Origin of the sequence: Butyricimonas sp. Marseille-P2440 (assembly GCF_900091675.1) — a bacterium.
Taxonomy (GTDB): domain Bacteria; phylum Bacteroidota; class Bacteroidia; order Bacteroidales; family Marinifilaceae; genus Butyricimonas; species Butyricimonas synergistica.
This window is the reverse complement of record NZ_LT594609.1, coordinates 988,287-1,006,049: the sequence shown is the minus strand read 5'-3', so window position 1 is coordinate 1,006,049 and position 17,763 is coordinate 988,287. Positions and strand designations below refer to the sequence as shown.

At 43.8% G+C, this 17,763-nt stretch carries 17 protein-coding genes; 11 read left to right on the top strand and 6 right to left on the bottom strand.

All coding sequences use genetic code 11. The annotated features are described in order from the left end of the window. Nucleotides 1–227: 227 nt before the first annotated feature. Nucleotides 228–1,391: a FecR family protein gene (locus tag BN8899_RS09800; protein WP_065219270.1), complete on the bottom strand. Its 1,164-nt coding sequence runs from the start codon at nt 1,389–1,391 to the stop codon at nt 228–230. 279 nt (nt 1,392–1,670) lie between these two features. Continuing rightward, complete coding sequence (locus BN8899_RS09795) at nt 1,671–2,222, bottom strand: RNA polymerase sigma factor (protein WP_065219269.1); 552 nt, start codon at nt 2,220–2,222, stop codon at nt 1,671–1,673. 318 nt (nt 2,223–2,540) lie between these two features. Between BN8899_RS09795 and BN8899_RS09790 the strand changes: the two genes are divergently transcribed. The 10 genes from BN8899_RS09790 (at nt 2,541) to BN8899_RS09745 (ending at nt 13,427) form a co-directional block, all read left to right on the top strand. Then, nucleotides 2,541–3,770: a sigma-54 interaction domain-containing protein gene (locus tag BN8899_RS09790; RefSeq protein ID WP_065219268.1), complete on the top strand. Its 1,230-nt coding sequence runs from the start codon at nt 2,541–2,543 to the stop codon at nt 3,768–3,770. 94 nt (nt 3,771–3,864) lie between these two features. Continuing rightward, nucleotides 3,865–4,383: an LptE family protein gene (locus BN8899_RS09785; RefSeq protein ID WP_018337713.1), complete on the top strand. Its 519-nt coding sequence runs from the start codon at nt 3,865–3,867 to the stop codon at nt 4,381–4,383. 3 nt (nt 4,384–4,386) lie between these two features. Then, entirely contained in the window at nt 4,387–5,097 is a 711-nt protein-coding gene (locus BN8899_RS09780) for a hypothetical protein (protein WP_018337714.1), read from the top strand. Between the two features lies 1 nt (nt 5,098). Beyond that, nucleotides 5,099–5,455 carry a preprotein translocase subunit SecG gene (gene secG / locus BN8899_RS09775; protein WP_018337715.1) on the top strand — a complete coding sequence of 119 codons (357 nt, stop codon included), beginning with the start codon at nt 5,099–5,101 and terminating at the stop codon, nt 5,453–5,455. Between the two features lie 149 nt (nt 5,456–5,604). Next, complete coding sequence (gene groES, locus BN8899_RS09770; protein ID WP_018337716.1) at nt 5,605–5,874, top strand: co-chaperone GroES; 270 nt, start codon at nt 5,605–5,607, stop codon at nt 5,872–5,874. A 22-nt stretch (nt 5,875–5,896) separates the two neighbouring features. Next, on the top strand, nt 5,897–7,531 hold the full coding sequence (gene groL / locus BN8899_RS09765) for a chaperonin GroEL (RefSeq protein ID WP_018337717.1): 1,635 nt from the start codon (nt 5,897–5,899) through the stop codon (nt 7,529–7,531). 105 nt (nt 7,532–7,636) lie between these two features. Beyond that, nucleotides 7,637–9,331, top strand: a complete 1,695-nt coding sequence (locus tag BN8899_RS09760) for a Na/Pi cotransporter family protein (RefSeq protein WP_018337718.1) — start codon at nt 7,637–7,639, stop codon at nt 9,329–9,331. Between the two features lie 83 nt (nt 9,332–9,414). Next, a complete protein-coding gene (locus BN8899_RS09755; RefSeq protein WP_018337719.1) occupies nt 9,415–10,971 on the top strand; it encodes a glycine--tRNA ligase in 1,557 nt (518 codons plus the stop codon). A 133-nt stretch (nt 10,972–11,104) separates the two neighbouring features. Next, nucleotides 11,105–12,343, top strand: a complete 1,239-nt coding sequence (locus BN8899_RS09750; RefSeq protein ID WP_026207500.1) for a DcaP family trimeric outer membrane transporter — start codon at nt 11,105–11,107, stop codon at nt 12,341–12,343. 154 nt (nt 12,344–12,497) lie between these two features. Further along, complete coding sequence (locus tag BN8899_RS09745; protein ID WP_018337721.1) at nt 12,498–13,427, top strand: bifunctional riboflavin kinase/FAD synthetase; 930 nt, start codon at nt 12,498–12,500, stop codon at nt 13,425–13,427. 17 nt (nt 13,428–13,444) lie between these two features. Here the strand turns inward: BN8899_RS09745 and BN8899_RS09740 are convergent, their stop codons facing one another. Both BN8899_RS09740 and BN8899_RS09735 read right to left on the bottom strand, forming a co-directional pair. Next, nucleotides 13,445–14,044, bottom strand: coding sequence for a DJ-1/PfpI family protein (locus BN8899_RS09740; protein ID WP_026207501.1), 600 nt, complete (start codon nt 14,042–14,044; stop codon nt 13,445–13,447). Nucleotides 14,045–14,131: 87 nt separating this feature from the next. Then, a complete protein-coding gene (locus BN8899_RS09735) occupies nt 14,132–14,404 on the bottom strand; it encodes a zinc ribbon domain-containing protein (protein ID WP_065219267.1) in 273 nt (90 codons plus the stop codon). Nucleotides 14,405–14,552: 148 nt separating this feature from the next. Here BN8899_RS09735 and BN8899_RS09730 point away from each other — a divergent pair, with 148 nt between their 5' ends. After that, nucleotides 14,553–15,593 (top strand): linear amide C-N hydrolase, encoded by a 1,041-nt coding sequence (locus BN8899_RS09730; RefSeq protein ID WP_065219266.1) that lies wholly within the window; start codon nt 14,553–14,555, stop codon nt 15,591–15,593. Between the two features lie 38 nt (nt 15,594–15,631). On the opposite strand, the gene BN8899_RS09725 is transcribed toward BN8899_RS09730, so the two are convergent. Next, nucleotides 15,632–16,351 (bottom strand): MBL fold metallo-hydrolase, encoded by a 720-nt coding sequence (locus tag BN8899_RS09725; RefSeq protein WP_187376839.1) that lies wholly within the window; start codon nt 16,349–16,351, stop codon nt 15,632–15,634. 87 nt (nt 16,352–16,438) lie between these two features. Next, nucleotides 16,439–17,401, bottom strand: coding sequence for a hypothetical protein (locus BN8899_RS09720; protein ID WP_065219264.1), 963 nt, complete (start codon nt 17,399–17,401; stop codon nt 16,439–16,441). Nucleotides 17,402–17,763: the final 362 nt, after the last annotated feature.

The window sequence follows — 17,763 nt, the reverse complement described above, 5'->3', positions numbered from 1 at the left end:
ATTAAGCATGTTTTTCGCAACCTTTCGCGCAAAGAAAGGTCATGCGTTTGATTTTTTTTCATACATTTGTAAACGTTTAATGAAACAAATTCCGGTTCGTCCGGTTTCAAAAGGCGGGATACGGTCAATATCCCGTCTTTTCTATTTTTCTCCAATATATCATTTTAGTGTTCTATACCCCTATGACACTTCAAAAAGAGAAAGGAGGTATATCCCGGTATTATTTTTTATTTCTCCCGGATAAAAATATTATTCCCTTTAATCTCAAACTCCGTGTTTCCCGTCATTTCCAACATCTCCACGATCTTCGAGAAATCATCATAACGTCGCATTTTTCCAGTGAAAACTACTTCTTTTTGAGAAGCATTTTCCCAAAAAATATTCACGTTATACCAACGGGAAACAATTTTCATGATCTCTTCCAATCGTTGCTGTTTGAAGGCAAAAACACCCTCTTTCCACGCCGTGTACAAATAAGTATCCACTTCCCGTGTTTCCAACTCGCCCGACTGATCCAGCACGGCTTGTTCCCCCGGCTTCAACACGACAGATTCCTTCCCCGCAGAAAATACCACGGACCCGCTCACCAGGGTTGTCAGTATTTCATTTTCATCCTTGTACGCCCGCACGTCAAAACCGGTTCCCAACACCTTCACGGCAGAAGTTTTCAAATCCACGATAAACGGGTGTTCCTTATCCACCGTCACGTCGAAATAAGCCTCGCCTGACAAATACACCCGGCGATCTTCTCCGGCAAATTTCACGGGATAGCGCAATTCGGATTCGGAATTCAAGTACACCACCGTACCATCACTCAACGTGATAGAATATTCACCACCCCGGGGTACCCGCAATGTATGGTATTGAACTTCGGCAGTGGAAGTATCGCCCACGTAACTTAATCCCTCGTTGCGGATCACGATATTCGCCCCTTGTTGCAAAAGCAAGGAATCTTTAACCTTCGCCTCCAGAAACTTTGTTGTACCATCAGAAAATATCAGTTCCGCTTTCACCTCGCCATGCCGAATCACTTCCGCCACTTGAACCGATGGAATTTCCTCTTTTTGCCCGAACCAGATCATGATTGCCAACAAAGGAATCAATATCCCTGCCGCCACGGCAGACACCCGTCTTACGCGTTGCACCCGGGCATGACGTTTCCGTTTCCGAAGCACGCCCATGTATCCTTCCACGATATTTACTCGTGTCGCTTCCCGGCATTTACGTTCTATGTATTCGGCTCTCACGACCTCCTCGTAAAGACGTTCGTTTACCTCGTTCTCTTCCCGCCACGCCCGCAACCTAGCGCTTTCTTCCTCGTCCAACGTCCCGGCTATCGCTTTTGCCAAAAGTTCGGGTATAGTTCTGTATATCTTGTTATTCTTCATCATACGATTCACTTATACCCCTATGACACTTCAAAAAGAAAAAGGAGGTATGCCATTGGGAAAAAAGATCGAAATACTAAACTAAAAAAGATGCGAGAGGTGACTATTGGGCGACTATTGGGCGGCTATTAGGCGGCTTCACCCACTTATCGCCTACTGTTAGCCCACTCTTAACCCACGTTTTCACAAACAAAATGCTTATTTAACACTTGCAGAAAAAAACTCTTGGTTACATTTTTCCTTATATTCGAAAAAAAGAAAGTATCATCAACATACACGAGATCATATAGCGGAGAAAAAGAGAGTAAAGAGATTACCCAACCGCTCTTTCAGTATCCGGCGGGCATTTTGTTTTTGCTTTTTCACCGTTTCCACGGTAATCCCCAATTCATCGGCAATCTCTTTAGCGGAATACCCCTGTATTGCCCGGGAGAAAACATTCCGGCTACCCGGGGGCAATTCGCCAATCACGTGCATCACGATTCTGAAGGTTTCTTCCTTGATATACTCGTTCATCTCCGTTATGTCCATCTCTTCCGTGAAAGAACGAGTCGCATCATGGCGTATTTTTTCCGCCCGCAGATGATTAAAGCACCTAAAGCGTACCATTTGATAGAGATAAGCTGAAAGATTACCCACTTCCCGCAACCTCGCCCGGGTTTCCCAAACCTTCACGAAAACATCTTGTACAATATCTTCCGCAGCCTCTTCCCGGTCAACATATTTTATTGCAAATGAAATCAATGATGGATAATAATCAATAAACAGAGCCTGGAAAACATTCTCATCTCCCTCTATTAAACGACTAATATTTATAGGAGGTCCCTCTATCATAAAACCAACGTTTGTTGATATTTGAAAAATTAAATATTACACATTCTTACATTCCGGGTAAAATCTAATAATCAGCGTTTTATAATTCAACAAAAATTCAGCATTATGAAGAATCGAATTATTATTAAACGTTCAATTATAGCTACAAATATACAGAAATAATTTACATAACAGAAATTCGGTTTTCAAATTTATTCCCGCTTCTATGCTATTTTGTCAGTTAAATCTGCTAATTTTGCAGATAACAATTCACGGATGGGGATTCACGCCTTGCTATTCAGCAACGTAAATCACAAGTATTTAATTATTTAATGGAATATGGAGGATATCAGGAATATCAAACAACGTTTCGAGATTATAGGCAATGACCCTAAATTAAACCGGGCGATAGAAAAAGCGGTGCAAGTGGCTCCCACGGACTTCACGGTGTTGATTTCGGGCGAAAGCGGGGTCGGGAAAGAGATATTTCCCCGAATAATTCATAGTTACAGCACCCGCAAGCACGAACAATACATCGCGGTCAATTGCGGGGGAATCCCGGAAGGCACGATCGATTCCGAATTGTTCGGTCACGAGAAAGGTTCATTCACGGGAGCCTTGTCCGACCGAAAAGGATATTTCGAGGTGAGCAACGGGGGCACGATCTTTCTGGACGAGATCGGAGAATTACCCCTTTCCACGCAGGCAAAATTATTGCGAGTACTGGAAACCGGAGAATTTATCCGCGTAGGCTCTTCCAAAGTACAAAAAACAAACGTACGAGTGATTGCCGCCACGAATGTAGACCTCCCGGTAGCCGTGAAAAACGGGAAATTTCGGGAAGACCTGTATTATCGAATTAACACCATACCTATTTCTATCCCGCCTTTACGGGAACGGAAAGAAGATATTTCATTGTTATTCCGGAAATTCGCTGCCGATTTTGCCGAAAAATACCGGATGCCCCCGGTAAGACTGACAGAAGATGCAGTCCAAGTATTGGAAACCTACCGTTGGCCGGGTAACGTGCGGGAATTAAAGAATATCACGGAACAAATTTCTATTCTCGAACAGGAACGATCCGTAGATGCCCTGACGCTAAAAGGATACCTGCCGGCGCAGAACAACAGCCTGCCGGCATTAACATCAACTTCGGAGAACGACCATAGTTTTGCCAATGAACGGGAGATCCTGTACAAGATTCTTTTTGACATGAAAAAAGACATGAATGACTTGAAACACTTGGTTTATGACATCATGCAAAAAGATCACGTCGCCCCGGAAGCAGCCCCCCCGACCTCCATCGTGTTGCGTAATCTTTACGAAACACCCCAGTCAGAGTTCCTTGCCCCACAAGCACCCAAATCTTTCTCGGCAGAAAAGGAGAATCACATCGAGGACACGGAAGCCGTCATCGAGGAATCGTTATCTCTCGAAGAAAAGGAAAAAGAAATGATTATCAAAGCTCTTGAGAAAAATCACGGGAAGCGGAAACTGGCAGCACAGGACTTGGGTATATCGGAAAGGACACTGTACCGGAAATTGAAAGAATACGACATTGATAATTGAAAATACAGAATTGAAAATGAAAAAGATAGATTCAGCTAATTTTATTATCTTTGCCTAACGAGAAGTTGTTATACGAAATCTTTATAAAAATCAGATGATTAAAAGGATCTTACCTATATTATTACTAGCAGTATCGTTCAGCGGTTGCAAATTGGCAAGCGTGAGATACGCTTTTTCGGGAGTATCTTTGACGAACGGGGAAAAGACATTCTCCGTCGATTATTTCTCGAACAAAACGGCTTTCGCCCCCAACTTGGGCTCAGATTTCACGGAAGCATTGAAAGAATACTTGAGAAACCGCACCAGCTTGACAGAAGTAACAGACAATAACGGGGACATCCGGTTCGAGGGACAGATCACCGGATTCACGCAACGTCCGGTGGATATCCAACGAGATGAGGTAGCCGCCCAAAACCGGTTGACAATCACGATTCAAGTGAAGTACACGAACACAAAAGACGAAACGGGTAAATCGGATTTCAACAGTAGTTTCTCGCATTACGCGGACTATGGTATCGACGTGAATTACGACTCAGCCGAACCCGAACTAATCAAAACGATTACCGAGAAAATTATCGAGGACGTCTTTAACAAAGCACTTGTAAACTGGTAAGATTTGAACACAGAAGAATTAATCGATATTATACGCTCGGGACGCAACGAGGGCGAAAAGATTCGGAAAGTTGAATTACTGATCGAACAATACCCTTATTTCTCGACGGCACGTGTCGTGTACCTGAAAATGTTGCATGACACGGGGCATTCGGCATATCCCGATAAATTAAGACATAACACGATTTTTATTCCGGATCACAAACAATTCTACCGTTATCTGAATAATTTGTTATCACTGGATGCTCCCGGAGAAAACCAAGTTTACCAGCCGGAACAAGTCGCCATAGAACTTCTCGAAGACCGGGAAGAAGAAAAGAAGAACCGTTTGGCAACCCCGTATTACCAATTGGAAAACGAATTCCCGGACGAGAAAGAACTATCGCTGGATGAACTTGCCAGCGAATGGCTCTCTAACAAAAAGAAAAAAGAGCAACGCAAGGATTCTTTGATTGACAAATTTATCGAGACGGCACCCTCGATCTCGAAATTCTCGGAAGAACTCCCGGTTCCCCCGGAAATCACGGCAACAGACACAAACACGTCCATGGAATTTCTTTCAGAAACATTGGCTAAAATATATGTCAGACAGCAATTATATGACAAGGCGATCGCAACTTATCTGAAATTAAGTTTGAAATATCCGGAAAAAAGTATTTACTTCGCGAGTCAGATTGAAAAAATAAACGAGAAATTAAATAATAATACGAACTAATATGTACATAGTTGTTTCTATTTTGATTTTTATTGTTTGCGCTTTATTGATATTAATCGTATTAGTGCAAAACTCAAAAGGCGGTGGTTTATCTTCAACCTTTGCTTCTTCAAATCAAATCATGGGTGTGAGAAAAACAACCGATTTCCTGGAAAAAGCAACGTGGACATTAGCTGGTGCTATGCTTGTTTTATGTATCGTGGCAGCTATGGTGATCCCGAGAGGTCAACAGGGAGGAAAACAATCCGCGATTCAAGAACAATTGAACCAATCAGCCCCGACCCAAACGGTGCCGGACTTCGGTTCGCCGGTCAACACAACTCCCGCAAATGACAATAGCGGAGATACCCAAGAATAAAAATAAGATTTATTCCGATATAAAAATGTCAGTATGTCAGTCATACTGACATTTTTTTGTTTGGCACGAAATGTGTACTTGTCAATGACGTATTTGAATTTAAAAATAAAGATCAATTCAATTAATAATAAACTTTTAAATTAAGAATTATGGCACTTAAGACAGTTCTTAACAAAATTATTGTAGAGCCGGTAGAGGCAGAAACTAAAACCGCATCAGGCATTATCATCCCTGATTCTGCAAAAGAAAAACCACAAAAAGGGATCGTGGTAGCAACCGGAAAAGGAAAACATGACGAGCCGATGGAAATCAAAGTAGGCGATACTGTTTTATTCGGTAAATATTCAGGAACCGAGGTCAACATTGACGACAAGAAGTACTTGATCATGAATCAATCCGATATTCTGGTAGTATTGTAATAAATCTAAAATTGAAAAGGTTATGGCAAAAGAGATAAAATTTAATGTTGAAGCCCGCGACTTATTGAAAAAGGGTGTTGACGAGTTGGCTAACGCCGTGAAAGTGACACTTGGCCCCAAGGGACGCAACGTGGTAATCGAGAAAAAATTCGGAGCCCCGCACATCACGAAAGACGGTGTTTCCGTGGCAAAAGAAATCGAGTTATCTGACCCGTACGCAAACATCGGTGCCCAGATGGTAAAAGAAGTAGCTTCCAAGACAGGGGATGATGCCGGGGATGGAACCACGACAGCCACTATTTTGGCACAATCCATCATCAACGTGGGATTAAAGAACGTGACTGCCGGAGCTAACCCGATGGACTTGAAGAGAGGTATCGACAAAGCCGTTGCCGAGGTGGTTAAAAACTTGGAAAGCCAGAAAGAAGAAGTTGGAGAAAATTACGATAAGATCCGCCAAGTAGCACGAATCTCTGCTAACGGGGATGACAACATTGGTGCTTTGATTGCCGAGGCAATGGAAAAAGTAACCAAAGAAGGGGTTATCACGGTAGAGGAAGCCAAAGGAACGGAAACGGAAGTGAAAGTGGTTGAAGGTATGCAGTTCGACCGTGGATACATTTCCCCGTATTTCGTGACCGACACGGAAAAGATGAACGCAGAATTCGAGAAACCGTACATTTTGCTTTATGACAAGAAAGTTTCCACGATGAAGGAATTGCTGCCTGTTCTTGAGCCGATCGCACAAGCAGGACGTGCTTTGGTTATCATCGCCGAGGACGTGGAGAGCGAAGCATTGGCAACTTTAGTTGTAAACCGTTTAAGAGGTTCTTTGAAGATTGCGGCAGTAAAAGCCCCGGGATTCGGTGACCGCAGAAAAGAAATGCTGGAAGATATTGCCATCTTGACAGGTGGTGTTGTTATCTCCGAGGAAAAAGGCTTGAAGCTGGAAACCGCTACCTTGGATATGTTAGGTTGCGCAGACAAAGTGACCATCGACAAAGAAAACACGACAATCGTGAACGGTTGTGGCGCTAAAGAAGCTATCGCTGAACGTGTAAACCAAATCAAGAAATTGATCGAACACTCTACTTCAGACTACGATAAAGAGAAACTGCAAGAAAGATTGGCTAAATTAGCCGGTGGTGTTGCCGTTCTTTACGTGGGAGCCGCTTCAGAGATCGAAATGAAAGAGAAGAAAGACCGTATCGACGATGCCTTAAGCGCTACGCGTGCCGCAATCGAGGAAGGTATTATCCCCGGAGGTGGTGTTGCATACATCCGCGCTATCTCAGCTCTTGAAAAATTGAAAGGCGAGAACGAGGACGAAACCACGGGTATCGAGATCGTGAAACGCGCTATCGAAGAGCCGCTTCGCCAGATCGCTGCAAACGCCGGAGTAGAAGGTGCTGTTGTAGTAAACAAAGTGAAAGAAGGCAAGAAAGACTTCGGTTACAACGCACGTACCGGGGTTTACGAGAACTTGATGAAGACCGGGGTAATCGACCCGAAGAAGGTTGCCCGCGTGGCTTTGGAAAATGCCGCATCTATCGCCGGAATGTTCTTGACTACCGAATGCGTATTGGTTGAGGAGAAACAGGAGAATCCCGCTCCTGCCATGCCGCCGATGGGTGGAGGAATGCCGGGCATGATGTAATACCCTCGAAATTAAAATAAAAAAAAGCTCCCGCATGGGAGCTTTTTTTATTTAGATTGTTATACCTTTACCGTCGCAAATTCTATTTATTACAAATAACTATTTATGAATTACACGATTCTCGATTTCTTGCAATTGATCGGATCATTGGGTGTGTTCCTCTTTGGAATGAAGATGATGAGTGAGGCCTTGCAAAAGGTAGCGGGTAACAAAATGAGAACCATCCTCGCCGCAATGACATCCAATCGCGTGAAAGGTGTTATCACCGGTCTGCTAATCACCACGATTATTCAAAGTTCTTCAGCTACCACGGTAATGGTTGTCAGTTTCGTAAACGCCGGGCTGCTCGACTTGGTCGGCTCCATCGGGGTCATCATGGGTGCCAACGTGGGAACCACGTTCACGGCATGGTTGATCTCCATCCTCGGGTTCAAGGTAAGCATGGTCAGCCTGTCACTTCCCTTGATCGGTTTGAGTTTGCCGCTCCTGTTCTCGGCAAAGCGGATGCGCAAGAGCTGGGGTGAATTAATCATCGGATTCGGTCTTTTGTTTATCGGGTTGAACTTCTTGCAGGAGAATATGCCGAATATACACGAGAATCCGGCTATCCTGAATTTCCTGCACAATTACACGGACTTAGGGTACGGTTCCTATATTCTATTCATGCTGATCGGAACCGCCTTAACCATATTGATACAATCTTCTTCCGCCACAATGGCATTGACCCTCGTCATGTGTGCCAACGGATGGATCGGTTTTGATATTGCCGCATCCATGGTACTGGGAGAAAACATCGGAACCACCATCACGGCAAACCTTGCCGCCATGGTTGCCAACACGACAGCGAAAAGGGCTGCTTTCGCGCATTTCCTTTTCAACGTGTTCGGGGTGGTATGGGTACTTGCCATTTTCCCGTTATTCCTCGGGTGGGTGGCACAACTCAGTATCAGCCTGGGAATTGGTAACCCATTCACGGACACGGGGTCTGTTCCGGTTGCCTTATCATTATTCCACACGTGTTTTAACGTTGCCAATGTTTTCATCCTGATTTGGTTCACGAAAGTGATTGCCCGACTGGTGACCCGCATGATAAAATCGAAAGAATCAGCAGACGATGCCTTCACGCTGAAACACATTAAAATCGGTTTGTTATCAACACCGGATGCCTCTTTATTCCAGGCGAAACAAGAGATTTCACATTATGCCAAAAATACACTGGATATGTACCGGCAAGTAGTAGAGTGCCTGCATACGCCAACCAAAGAATTTGAAAAGAAATTCAACCGCATTGATAAACTGGAAGATGAAAGTGACGTGGTAGAAGTCGAGATCGCAGACTATTTGACCAAAGTATCCGAGTCAAAACTCTCCACGGAGAACTCCCAACGCGTGCGTGCCATGTTCAGAATTGTATCTGAAATTGAAAGTATCGCAGATTCCTCGTTGAACGTGGCAAAGGCTATCGGGCGCCGGAACGAACAGAATATTGAATTTCCTCCATTCATCGACGAGAAGCTACAACACATGATGGCTATCGTGGACGAGGCTATCGTGGTCATGTGTGCCAACCTGGCAATAGAATACAAAGAAGTCAAAGCCAAGAAAGCCTACGAGGTGGAACAGACCATCAATGATTACCGCACTATCCTGCAACAGGAGCATTTGACGGCTATCGAAGAGAAAAAATATGATTACGCGACAGGTATCATCTATAGCGACATTTTCTTCGAGTGCGAGAAAATCGGGGATTACGTTATCAATGTGACCGAAGCGATCAAAGAAATTGGAGTAAACAATTAATTTACGATTTCAGATTACAGATTTACGATTATATAACGCACAAACTGAATCTAAAATCATAAATCATAAATCATAAATTTAAAATGGGACAAGAGGATATTTTTAAAAAGCTGGTAGCGCACTGTAAAGAATACGGGTACGTGTTCCAGTCATCAGAGATATACGACGGATTGGCAGCCGTATATGATTATGGTCAATACGGGGTGGAACTGAAAAACAATATCAAAAAATACTGGTGGGATTCCATGGTACTCTTACACGAGAATGTCGTGGGGCTGGATTCCGCTATTTTCATGCACCCGACGATCTGGAAAGCATCCGGACACGTGGATGCTTTCAACGACCCGTTGATTGACAACAAGGACTCCAAGAAAAGATACCGTGCCGACGTGCTGATCGAAGACCATATCGCCAAATACGAGGAGAAAGTCGAGAAAGACGTGGCAAAGGCAAGGAAAAGATTCGGGGAGAAATTCGACGAAACGTTGTATCGTCAAACCAACCCTCAAGTACTGGAAACAATCCGGAAAAAAGAAGAACTCACGGCTAGAATGGCAAAAGCGTTGAACGATAACGACCTGACAGAATTGCGCCAGATCATCATCGACAACAAGATCGTTTGCCCGATCTCCGGGACTTGTAACTGGACGGAAGTACGCCAGTTCAACCTGATGTTCTCGACCGAGATGGGTTCCACTGCAGAAGGGGCAAGCAAGATTTATCTCCGCCCGGAAACAGCACAAGGCATTTTCGTGAACTTCTTGAACGTGCAAAAGACAGGACGGATGAAAGTTCCTTTCGGTATCGCCCAAATCGGTAAAGCATTCCGTAACGAGATCGTGGCACGCCAATTTATCTTCCGTATGCGCGAGTTCGAGCAAATGGAAATGCAATTCTTCGTACGCCCCGGTTCAGAACTGGACTGGTTCAAGAAATGGAAAGAGACCCGTATGAGTTGGCACCAGGCTCTCGGCTTCGGAAACGATCACTATCGTTTCCACGACCACGAGAAACTGGCTCACTACGCGAATGCCGCCACGGATATAGAGTACAAATTCCCGTTCGGTTTCAAAGAAGTGGAGGGTATCCACTCTCGTACAGACTTTGACTTGAAACGCCATCAAGAATTCTCCGGTAAAAAAATCCAATATTTTGACCCGGAACTAAACGAATCATACGTGCCTTACGTGATCGAAACGTCTATCGGTGTCGACCGTATGTTCCTGCAAATCCTTTCTGCCGCTTATCAGGAAGAAGAAATTGTGAAGGAAGACGGTTCAAAAGATTCCCGTGTCGTACTGAAATTACCGGCAGCGCTGGCTCCGATCAAATTAGCTGTTATGCCGCTAGTAAAAAAAGACGGGTTACCGGAAAAAGCAGAAGAGATCATGAAATTGCTAAGACTTGATTTCAGATGCCAATACGACGAGAAAGACTCTATCGGTAAACGCTACCGTCGCCAAGATGCCATCGGTACCCCGTTCTGTATCACCATTGACCACCAAACTTTGGAAGACAATGCCGTCACAATCCGTTACCGGGATACGATGGAACAGGAGCGTGTGGCTATCGACCAATTGTATGACATTCTGAAAAAGAAAACCGACTTGCGGGAAATTCTGAAAGAAGTCAAAATATAATGATTCCGTGATTTCCGATTTAGTGATTGGGTGATTCTTTAATCACTAAATCGGAAATCACGGAATTACTTTAACCTTTACTATCCCTTCCCGTATATAGTGTTACTAAATTAACCAACTAATTTGTAGCACTATGAAAAAATTGACATTGCTATTGTTGATTGCTATCTCTTGTGGATTCTACACGGGAGCACGAGCGCAAGTCAACGTGACTTCCGTGTCGGCAAAAAATGATGCGGATAACTTTTACAAAATGATGAAAGAAGCTTTTCCGCTATCCTTTAATGATCCCGCGTCCCCAAGATTCGTGTTTTTCAACAAGGATAAAAACTTCGTATTCGGTGTGGGAGGGTTTGTACAAGTGCAGGGGATTTACGATTTTAACGGGGTTCCCAATGACAATTACTTCGAAACAAATTCTATCGCCCTGAAAGGGCATCAATCCGGCGGACGTTACGGCATTGACGTGGGGCAATCCCGCCTATTCTTCAAATTGGTAGGCGATACCGACGTGGGCAGGCTCGTGACCTACATGGAAATGGAGTTCGAGGGATCGCAGAACACGCCTATCCTAAGACAGGCTTTTATTAAATTCCGGGGTTTCACGATCGGTAAAACGTGGAGTACATTCTGTGACATTTCTGCAGGACCTGCCACAATCGACGAGGAAGGACCGAGTAGCGAGGTGGCATTGCGCCAACCGCAAATCCGGTACACACGAGATTTCAACGAACACTGGCAAGCCTCTTTGGCGCTCGAGTACGTCGAACCTTCCTACACGGAAGGGGAGTTCACGGATTACATCCACCAGAGGATTCCGGACATTCCGCTCAACGTGAGATACAGCTTCAAGAACGGCAGCCATTTACAAGCCGGTGCGGTATTAAGAAACATGTATTACAAAGATGAGATCAAAGACAAAGATCAAATCGTGACAGGTTGGGGAGCCTCCCTTAGCGGTATCTGGCAATTCACGGAAAACACCTCTTTCTGTTTTCAAGGAGTCTGTGGTAAAGGAGTTGCCAACTACATTCAAGACATATCCGGAATAGGTCTTGACCTCGTTCCCTGCGCCACGGCAGAAGGAAAATTGAAAGCCTCCCGTGCATGGGGAGCCTATGGCGGATTTTCCCACAAATGGAATGAATCACTTTCTTCCAACATCATGTACAGTTATGCCCGGGTAGAAGACCGGCTCGGGATGCCAATCACCTCATATAAATACGCGCAATACGCCGCGGCTAACCTTTTCTGGGATTTCAGCGAATACGGTTCATGCGGTATCGAATACGTCTTCGGACGCCGCAACGATTTCAACAAAGATTACGGTAACGCCAATCGTATCAACACGATGATACAATATCGTTTCTAGTCTGAAAGTTACAATATTCATAAAGTCCATAAAGTCATTTTCTATTCTCGACTTTATGGACTTTATAACTTTATAGACCTATACACTTCACTGACTTTTTCATTTTATCGGTTATTTATATTACTTTCGCGTCAAACTATTCAATCCATCTGAAATGAAGGTTCACTACGGAGTCGAAGGTATTAATATCAAGAACCCGGTTGTTACTATCGGCAGTTTTGACGGGGTGCATTTAGGGCACGCTTGTGTCATTCAACATCTCAAAGAAAAAGCAGCCAATATCGGGGGTGAATCCGCAATTATCAGTTTCGAGCCACACCCGCGGGAGGTATTATATCCCATGGAAAAAAAGCCCGGAATCCTGACAACTCTGGAAGAAAAGATTGTTATTCTGGAACAATACGGAGTAGACCATTTAATCATCTTGAAATTCACGGTAGAATTTTCCCAACAACCTTACCAAGACTTCGTGAAGAATATTTTAGTGGATAGAATTCACATCAAGGGACTTGTGGTGGGATACGACCACCGGTTCGGGAAGAACCGTGCCGGAAACTTCGAGAGCCTGCAAGAGTTATCTCAAAAGTATGGTTTCTTTCTGGAACGGGAAGTTGTATTCGAGGAAAACGATGTGAATGTCAGTTCCACGAAAATACGAAATGCCCTGGCTGTCGGGGATGTCAACACAGTAAACCGTTTCTTGGGATATCCTTATTCCATCACCGGACAGGTGGTAGACGGACGTAAATTAGGTCGGGAAATCGGTTTCCCAACGGCTAATGTACAGATCTCGGATGAAAGGAAATTACTCCCCGCAATAGGAGTCTACGCCGTGGAAGTCCTGATCGGAGATCAAATATTTCATGGTATGCTAAACATCGGCATACGCCCGACGGTAAGCAAGGAAGGCATTGTATCCTGCGAAGTCCATATCTTTGACTTCAACCAGAACATCTACAATCAAACGATCTCGATAAAATTGATTGCCAGACTCCGGGGAGAACGAAAATTTGAAGATATTAGAGAACTCCGGGAACAACTGGAAAAAGACAAGGCAGAAGTCATCAAGTTATTTCAAAGATAAACTGCTACCCCAATCTTTTACATACTCGGCATCGCAACATCGTAACATCCCTGTTTATAGAAATTATACCATTCGGTAATCTTGCTCTCGGGTACAGCCCCCAAGGCAAGTATAACCTCCCGGGCAAATTCCAAAGCTGCAGTGCCGTTGGCAGTAACGATATTCTTATCCCTCACCGCGTGTTGCATAATATATTTCTCTTCTCCCTTGTACGCGTCACCCGCCCATTGCTTCAAGTCATTCAAATCGTTACCCGTGTGGCGGACATCATTCAAGACTCCCATGGTTCCTAAAAATCCGGCAGCATCACAGATAGCACCCAAGACTTTCCCCTTGTCCAAGGCAGCCCGTACCAAAGGCATCACTTGTCGAGCCTCTTCTTTCCGCCAAGACATTCCGCCAACCAAAACCACTCCTTCAAAGTCCGTCGGAGCCGACTCGATCGTGTAATCCGGCAGGGCGGTAAAGCCCCCTATGGATCGGACTCCGTCCTTCGTCAAAGAAACTGTTTTCACGGTATATTCTCCCTGTCCTAAAGCAACAATAAACGGAGCCAAATAAGCACCTTCCCAATCCGAGTACTTATCCAAAATAACAAACAATACAACTTTTTTCATCACACACGACTTTTTATATTTATATTCCAACATACAATTGACGATCCAATAATCCATGAATCATTGAATCGTCAATCGCTAAATCATCTAATTTTTCCACCGTTTCAGCGTCGGGAAATATTCTTTCATCCCGGCTCTAGCCTCTTCTTTCGTGAACGGGCGATCCGCATCTTTATTGAATTCATCCAAAAATTCAAGGTTATGTTCTATCATCTCGTCCATGGTATAGTTCCCGGTAAAAGCACCGTCTTGATAACAATAAGTACAATACTCGGTATTCAAGCTACCATCCTCGTTACTCCCGAGCTGGTCGTCTGTCATCATGGGCATACCGCAACTCTGGCAAATTTTATTCTTCATAACATTTGATATTTAGATTCTAACATGACAAATATATCGATTTTCCTCCAAACAAGGATTCGATTTTCGAATGAATAATCTTTGATTTTCATATTATTTCAAGAAACTTTTCAAACATCATTTTCGTTTAACAGAAAAAATAAAAGATATGAAGAAAACATTATTTACCGCAACATTATTATTGGCAGAAATGCTGGTATCAAATATCGAGGCATGTACCCGTGTGGTATATATCGGACAAAACGGCATGGTCGTAACCGGTAGAACCATGGACTGGAAAGAAAACCTAAAATCAAATATCTACGTATTCCCGAGAGGGATCGAGAGATCGGGAGCTGACCAAGGAAACACCATCCACTGGAAATCGAAATACGGAAGTGTCATCACTGCCGGGTATGACATCGGGACTTCCGACGGGATGAACGAAAAAGGATTGGTCGCCAATCTTCTGTACCTAGCAGAATCCGATTATTACCGCCCGAACGATACCCGCCCCGTGCTGGGAATCAGCATCTGGACACAATACGTGCTCGATAATTTTGCCACGGTGGACGAAGCCGTAAAGGAACTGCGCAAAGAAACCTTCCGTATCGATGCCCCGGATATGCCGAACGGAGCCAAATCCACGTTACATCTCGCCATATCGGATGCCACAGGCAATAGTGCCATTTTCGAATACATCAACGGCAATCTGATTATTCATGAAGGAAAAGATTACCAGGTGATGACGAACTCTCCCTCTTACGAACAACAGATCACGTTGAATAACTATTGGAAACAAATCGGCGGTTTGGTGATGCTGCCGGGTACCAACCGAGCCGCAGACCGATTCGTCAGGGCATCTTTTTATATCAATGCCATCCCGCAGACGGACAAACAACAAGAAGCCGTGGCTGGAGTATTTAGCGTTATTCGTAACGTATCGGTTCCCCTCGGCATATCAACCCCAGACCAACCGAACATCTCATCCACCCGCTGGAGAACCGTTTCCGACCAAAAGAACAAAGTCTATTTCTTTGAATCCACCATAACCCCAAACGTATTCTGGATTGACTTGAAAGGTCTGGATTTCACCGAAGGGGCTCCGGTAAAGAAATTAAACATGGCAAACGGAGAGATTTACGCGGGAAATGCAGCCAAGGATTTAGTCAATAGTCCCTCATTCAAGTTTTTATTTGAATATAATTAACAGGGGCTCCCCTGTTAATTTTTTTCACAAAAACAAATTTACTGCAATTGCCGGATACGAACATCAATCTTCGTGTTTTTCAAAGTATTTTGCAAATCCTCCACGTAAGTATTCCCGTAATGATAAGGATAAAACACCTTCGGGTTCACCATCCGGACGGCTTTATCAGCTTGAGCCACGGTCATCGTGTAAGGTTGATTTACCGGTAGAAAAGCGATTTCGATATCCTTTAATTTTTTTAGCTCGGGAATATCTTCCGTATCTCCCGCAACATACACTCTCGTTCCTCCTAAAGTCAGCACGTAACCGTTATCCCGGTCTTTCGGATGATACATTTCCCTTCCGGGCGTCGTGTTATAGGCAGGTACAGCCTCCACCTTCAACCAAGAAGTCACTTGCCTCTCGTCCCCATTCTTCATGACCTCACCCTTTCCCAATTTCTCTTGTGCAGAAGCATTGATCACGATTTTGGTATCTTTCTTTTCCACGTCGGCAATCGCTTTCGGGTCCAAATGATCGGCGTGCTCGTGAGTAATCAATATAACATCCGCCTTGGGCAACTTGCTATAATCCGCGTAATCGGACACCGGATCAATATAAACGATCTTTCCGTCGAACTCAAACATCAAACTACTATGCTTAATAAAAGTAATCTTCAACGTTTTCCCGTCTTTCGTCACGAATGAATCGGACTCGAATTTCTGTGCCATACCTGTCATCCCTGCAACCATTAAAAGAATCGTGATTATTGTTTTCATATCATTCAAGTTAGTTGTAAAACACTAACCCGTTTGCCGGATTTACGGCAACGGGACACTCAAAGTTATATATTATTTCTCAACGAATCACAACGAGGCTACTAATTCTCGCTGTCTTTTAAAAAAATGAATCCGTTGCAAATCACCGCTCTCGGATATTAACGTTGAAAATCTTTTCAACGAAAGAATCCAATTCTTCACGCTTTCGAAAGTCTTGTCGTCCAAAGAAGCTATCCCATTCAACGTGAAAGCCTTTATCAGACTGAGACTGCATTTTTGCGTGTGGATATACGTGTACGTCGTATCGAAATTGATATTGGAAATATAAAAATGTATCCTATTCCCGTTCTCGAACTTTCCCTTCGCCGCCAAGCGTTCCAGGTAATTCAACAGATGGAATAATTCCTCCTTCAATTCCTGTACGTCATCCCGGGAGATTAAATTGACACTGGCGAAATACTTGATATCGTTAATCAGGTAAATAAAAAGCATATTATCCAGTATATAGCAAGTATCTTTCACCCGGCGGGCTTCCACTACCAACGATTGTTGTATGCGCACCAAACGTTCTTCCGGCACGATCTCGTGCAAGGCTTTCACTGAATCCAGACCATCCCGCTGGGCTTTCCACTTGAACAAATAAAACCGCGAAAGAAATTTATAATTCTGGTAAAGAGGTTGCGGAAGAATATTTGCGGACGAGGCACACTCGGAATAAGTATCCGCATCAATACTCCGGAACACGTCCACGTAATTTTCCATCATCAGAAAATCGATTTCCAACGGGTTAAAAAATTCCGTCAACTTCAACTGGAAAGGTCTGCTTTTTTGGGATACGGATTCTAAAAGACCATCCACCGAAAAATTCATCTCTTTCGAGATCATTGCAGTTTCCAACAACGTGAAAGGCACATCTCCCCGTAGCCGACGATATATCGCTTCCTTGCCAATACACAATATATTTCCTAAAACATTCGCCAAATTTTCCTCTTGAGGTACCTTCGCACGTATGGCATTCAATAAGTTATCATGTAAAACTTCTTGTTTCATATCTTCCCTTGCCGTTATTTAATACTCCTGTAAACAATACTTTTTTGCCGATAACATACCCCCTTCGATTACCCGACAAGATACGATATTTTCAAAATAAACCAAAAAACATTTTACATATCATTATCCGATTTTATCACATCGCATTTTCTCGGTCACAACCGGATGATCGCGAAAATCACCGATTTCCAGTAAACATCGACCTAAAAAACTTTCATTTCAAAAAAAGAGGATTCGACGAATCAAGTAAAGATATATTTTCAAAAATAAAAACACACCCTTGATAATCCTTTTCTTTTAGAACGGACACGGGCAAAAATCCTCGCTCATTTCTATCGAAATTAAGAAATTGCACTATAAAT

Excerpts from the sequence above, each read along its gene's own strand:
- BN8899_RS09800 (WP_065219270.1), bottom strand. The coding sequence starts at position 1,391 with ATGATGAAGAATAACAAGATATACAGAACTATACCCGAACTTTTGGCA.
- BN8899_RS09795 (WP_065219269.1), bottom strand. The coding sequence starts at position 2,222 with ATGATAGAGGGACCTCCTATAAATATTAGTCGTTTAATAGAGGGAGAT.
- BN8899_RS09790 (WP_065219268.1), top strand. The coding sequence starts at position 2,541 with ATGGAGGATATCAGGAATATCAAACAACGTTTCGAGATTATAGGCAAT.
- BN8899_RS09785 (WP_018337713.1), top strand. The coding sequence starts at position 3,865 with ATGATTAAAAGGATCTTACCTATATTATTACTAGCAGTATCGTTCAGC.
- secG (WP_018337715.1), top strand. The coding sequence starts at position 5,099 with ATGTACATAGTTGTTTCTATTTTGATTTTTATTGTTTGCGCTTTATTG.
- groES (WP_018337716.1), top strand. The coding sequence starts at position 5,605 with ATGGCACTTAAGACAGTTCTTAACAAAATTATTGTAGAGCCGGTAGAG.
- groL (WP_018337717.1), top strand. The coding sequence starts at position 5,897 with ATGGCAAAAGAGATAAAATTTAATGTTGAAGCCCGCGACTTATTGAAA.
- BN8899_RS09760 (WP_018337718.1), top strand. The coding sequence starts at position 7,637 with ATGAATTACACGATTCTCGATTTCTTGCAATTGATCGGATCATTGGGT.
- BN8899_RS09755 (WP_018337719.1), top strand. The coding sequence starts at position 9,415 with ATGGGACAAGAGGATATTTTTAAAAAGCTGGTAGCGCACTGTAAAGAA.
- BN8899_RS09750 (WP_026207500.1), top strand. The coding sequence starts at position 11,105 with ATGAAAAAATTGACATTGCTATTGTTGATTGCTATCTCTTGTGGATTC.
- BN8899_RS09745 (WP_018337721.1), top strand. The coding sequence starts at position 12,498 with ATGAAGGTTCACTACGGAGTCGAAGGTATTAATATCAAGAACCCGGTT.
- BN8899_RS09740 (WP_026207501.1), bottom strand. The coding sequence starts at position 14,044 with ATGAAAAAAGTTGTATTGTTTGTTATTTTGGATAAGTACTCGGATTGG.
- BN8899_RS09735 (WP_065219267.1), bottom strand. The coding sequence starts at position 14,404 with ATGAAGAATAAAATTTGCCAGAGTTGCGGTATGCCCATGATGACAGAC.
- BN8899_RS09730 (WP_065219266.1), top strand. The coding sequence starts at position 14,553 with ATGAAGAAAACATTATTTACCGCAACATTATTATTGGCAGAAATGCTG.
- BN8899_RS09725 (WP_187376839.1), bottom strand. The coding sequence starts at position 16,351 with ATGAAAACAATAATCACGATTCTTTTAATGGTTGCAGGGATGACAGGT.
- BN8899_RS09720 (WP_065219264.1), bottom strand. The coding sequence starts at position 17,401 with ATGAAACAAGAAGTTTTACATGATAACTTATTGAATGCCATACGTGCG.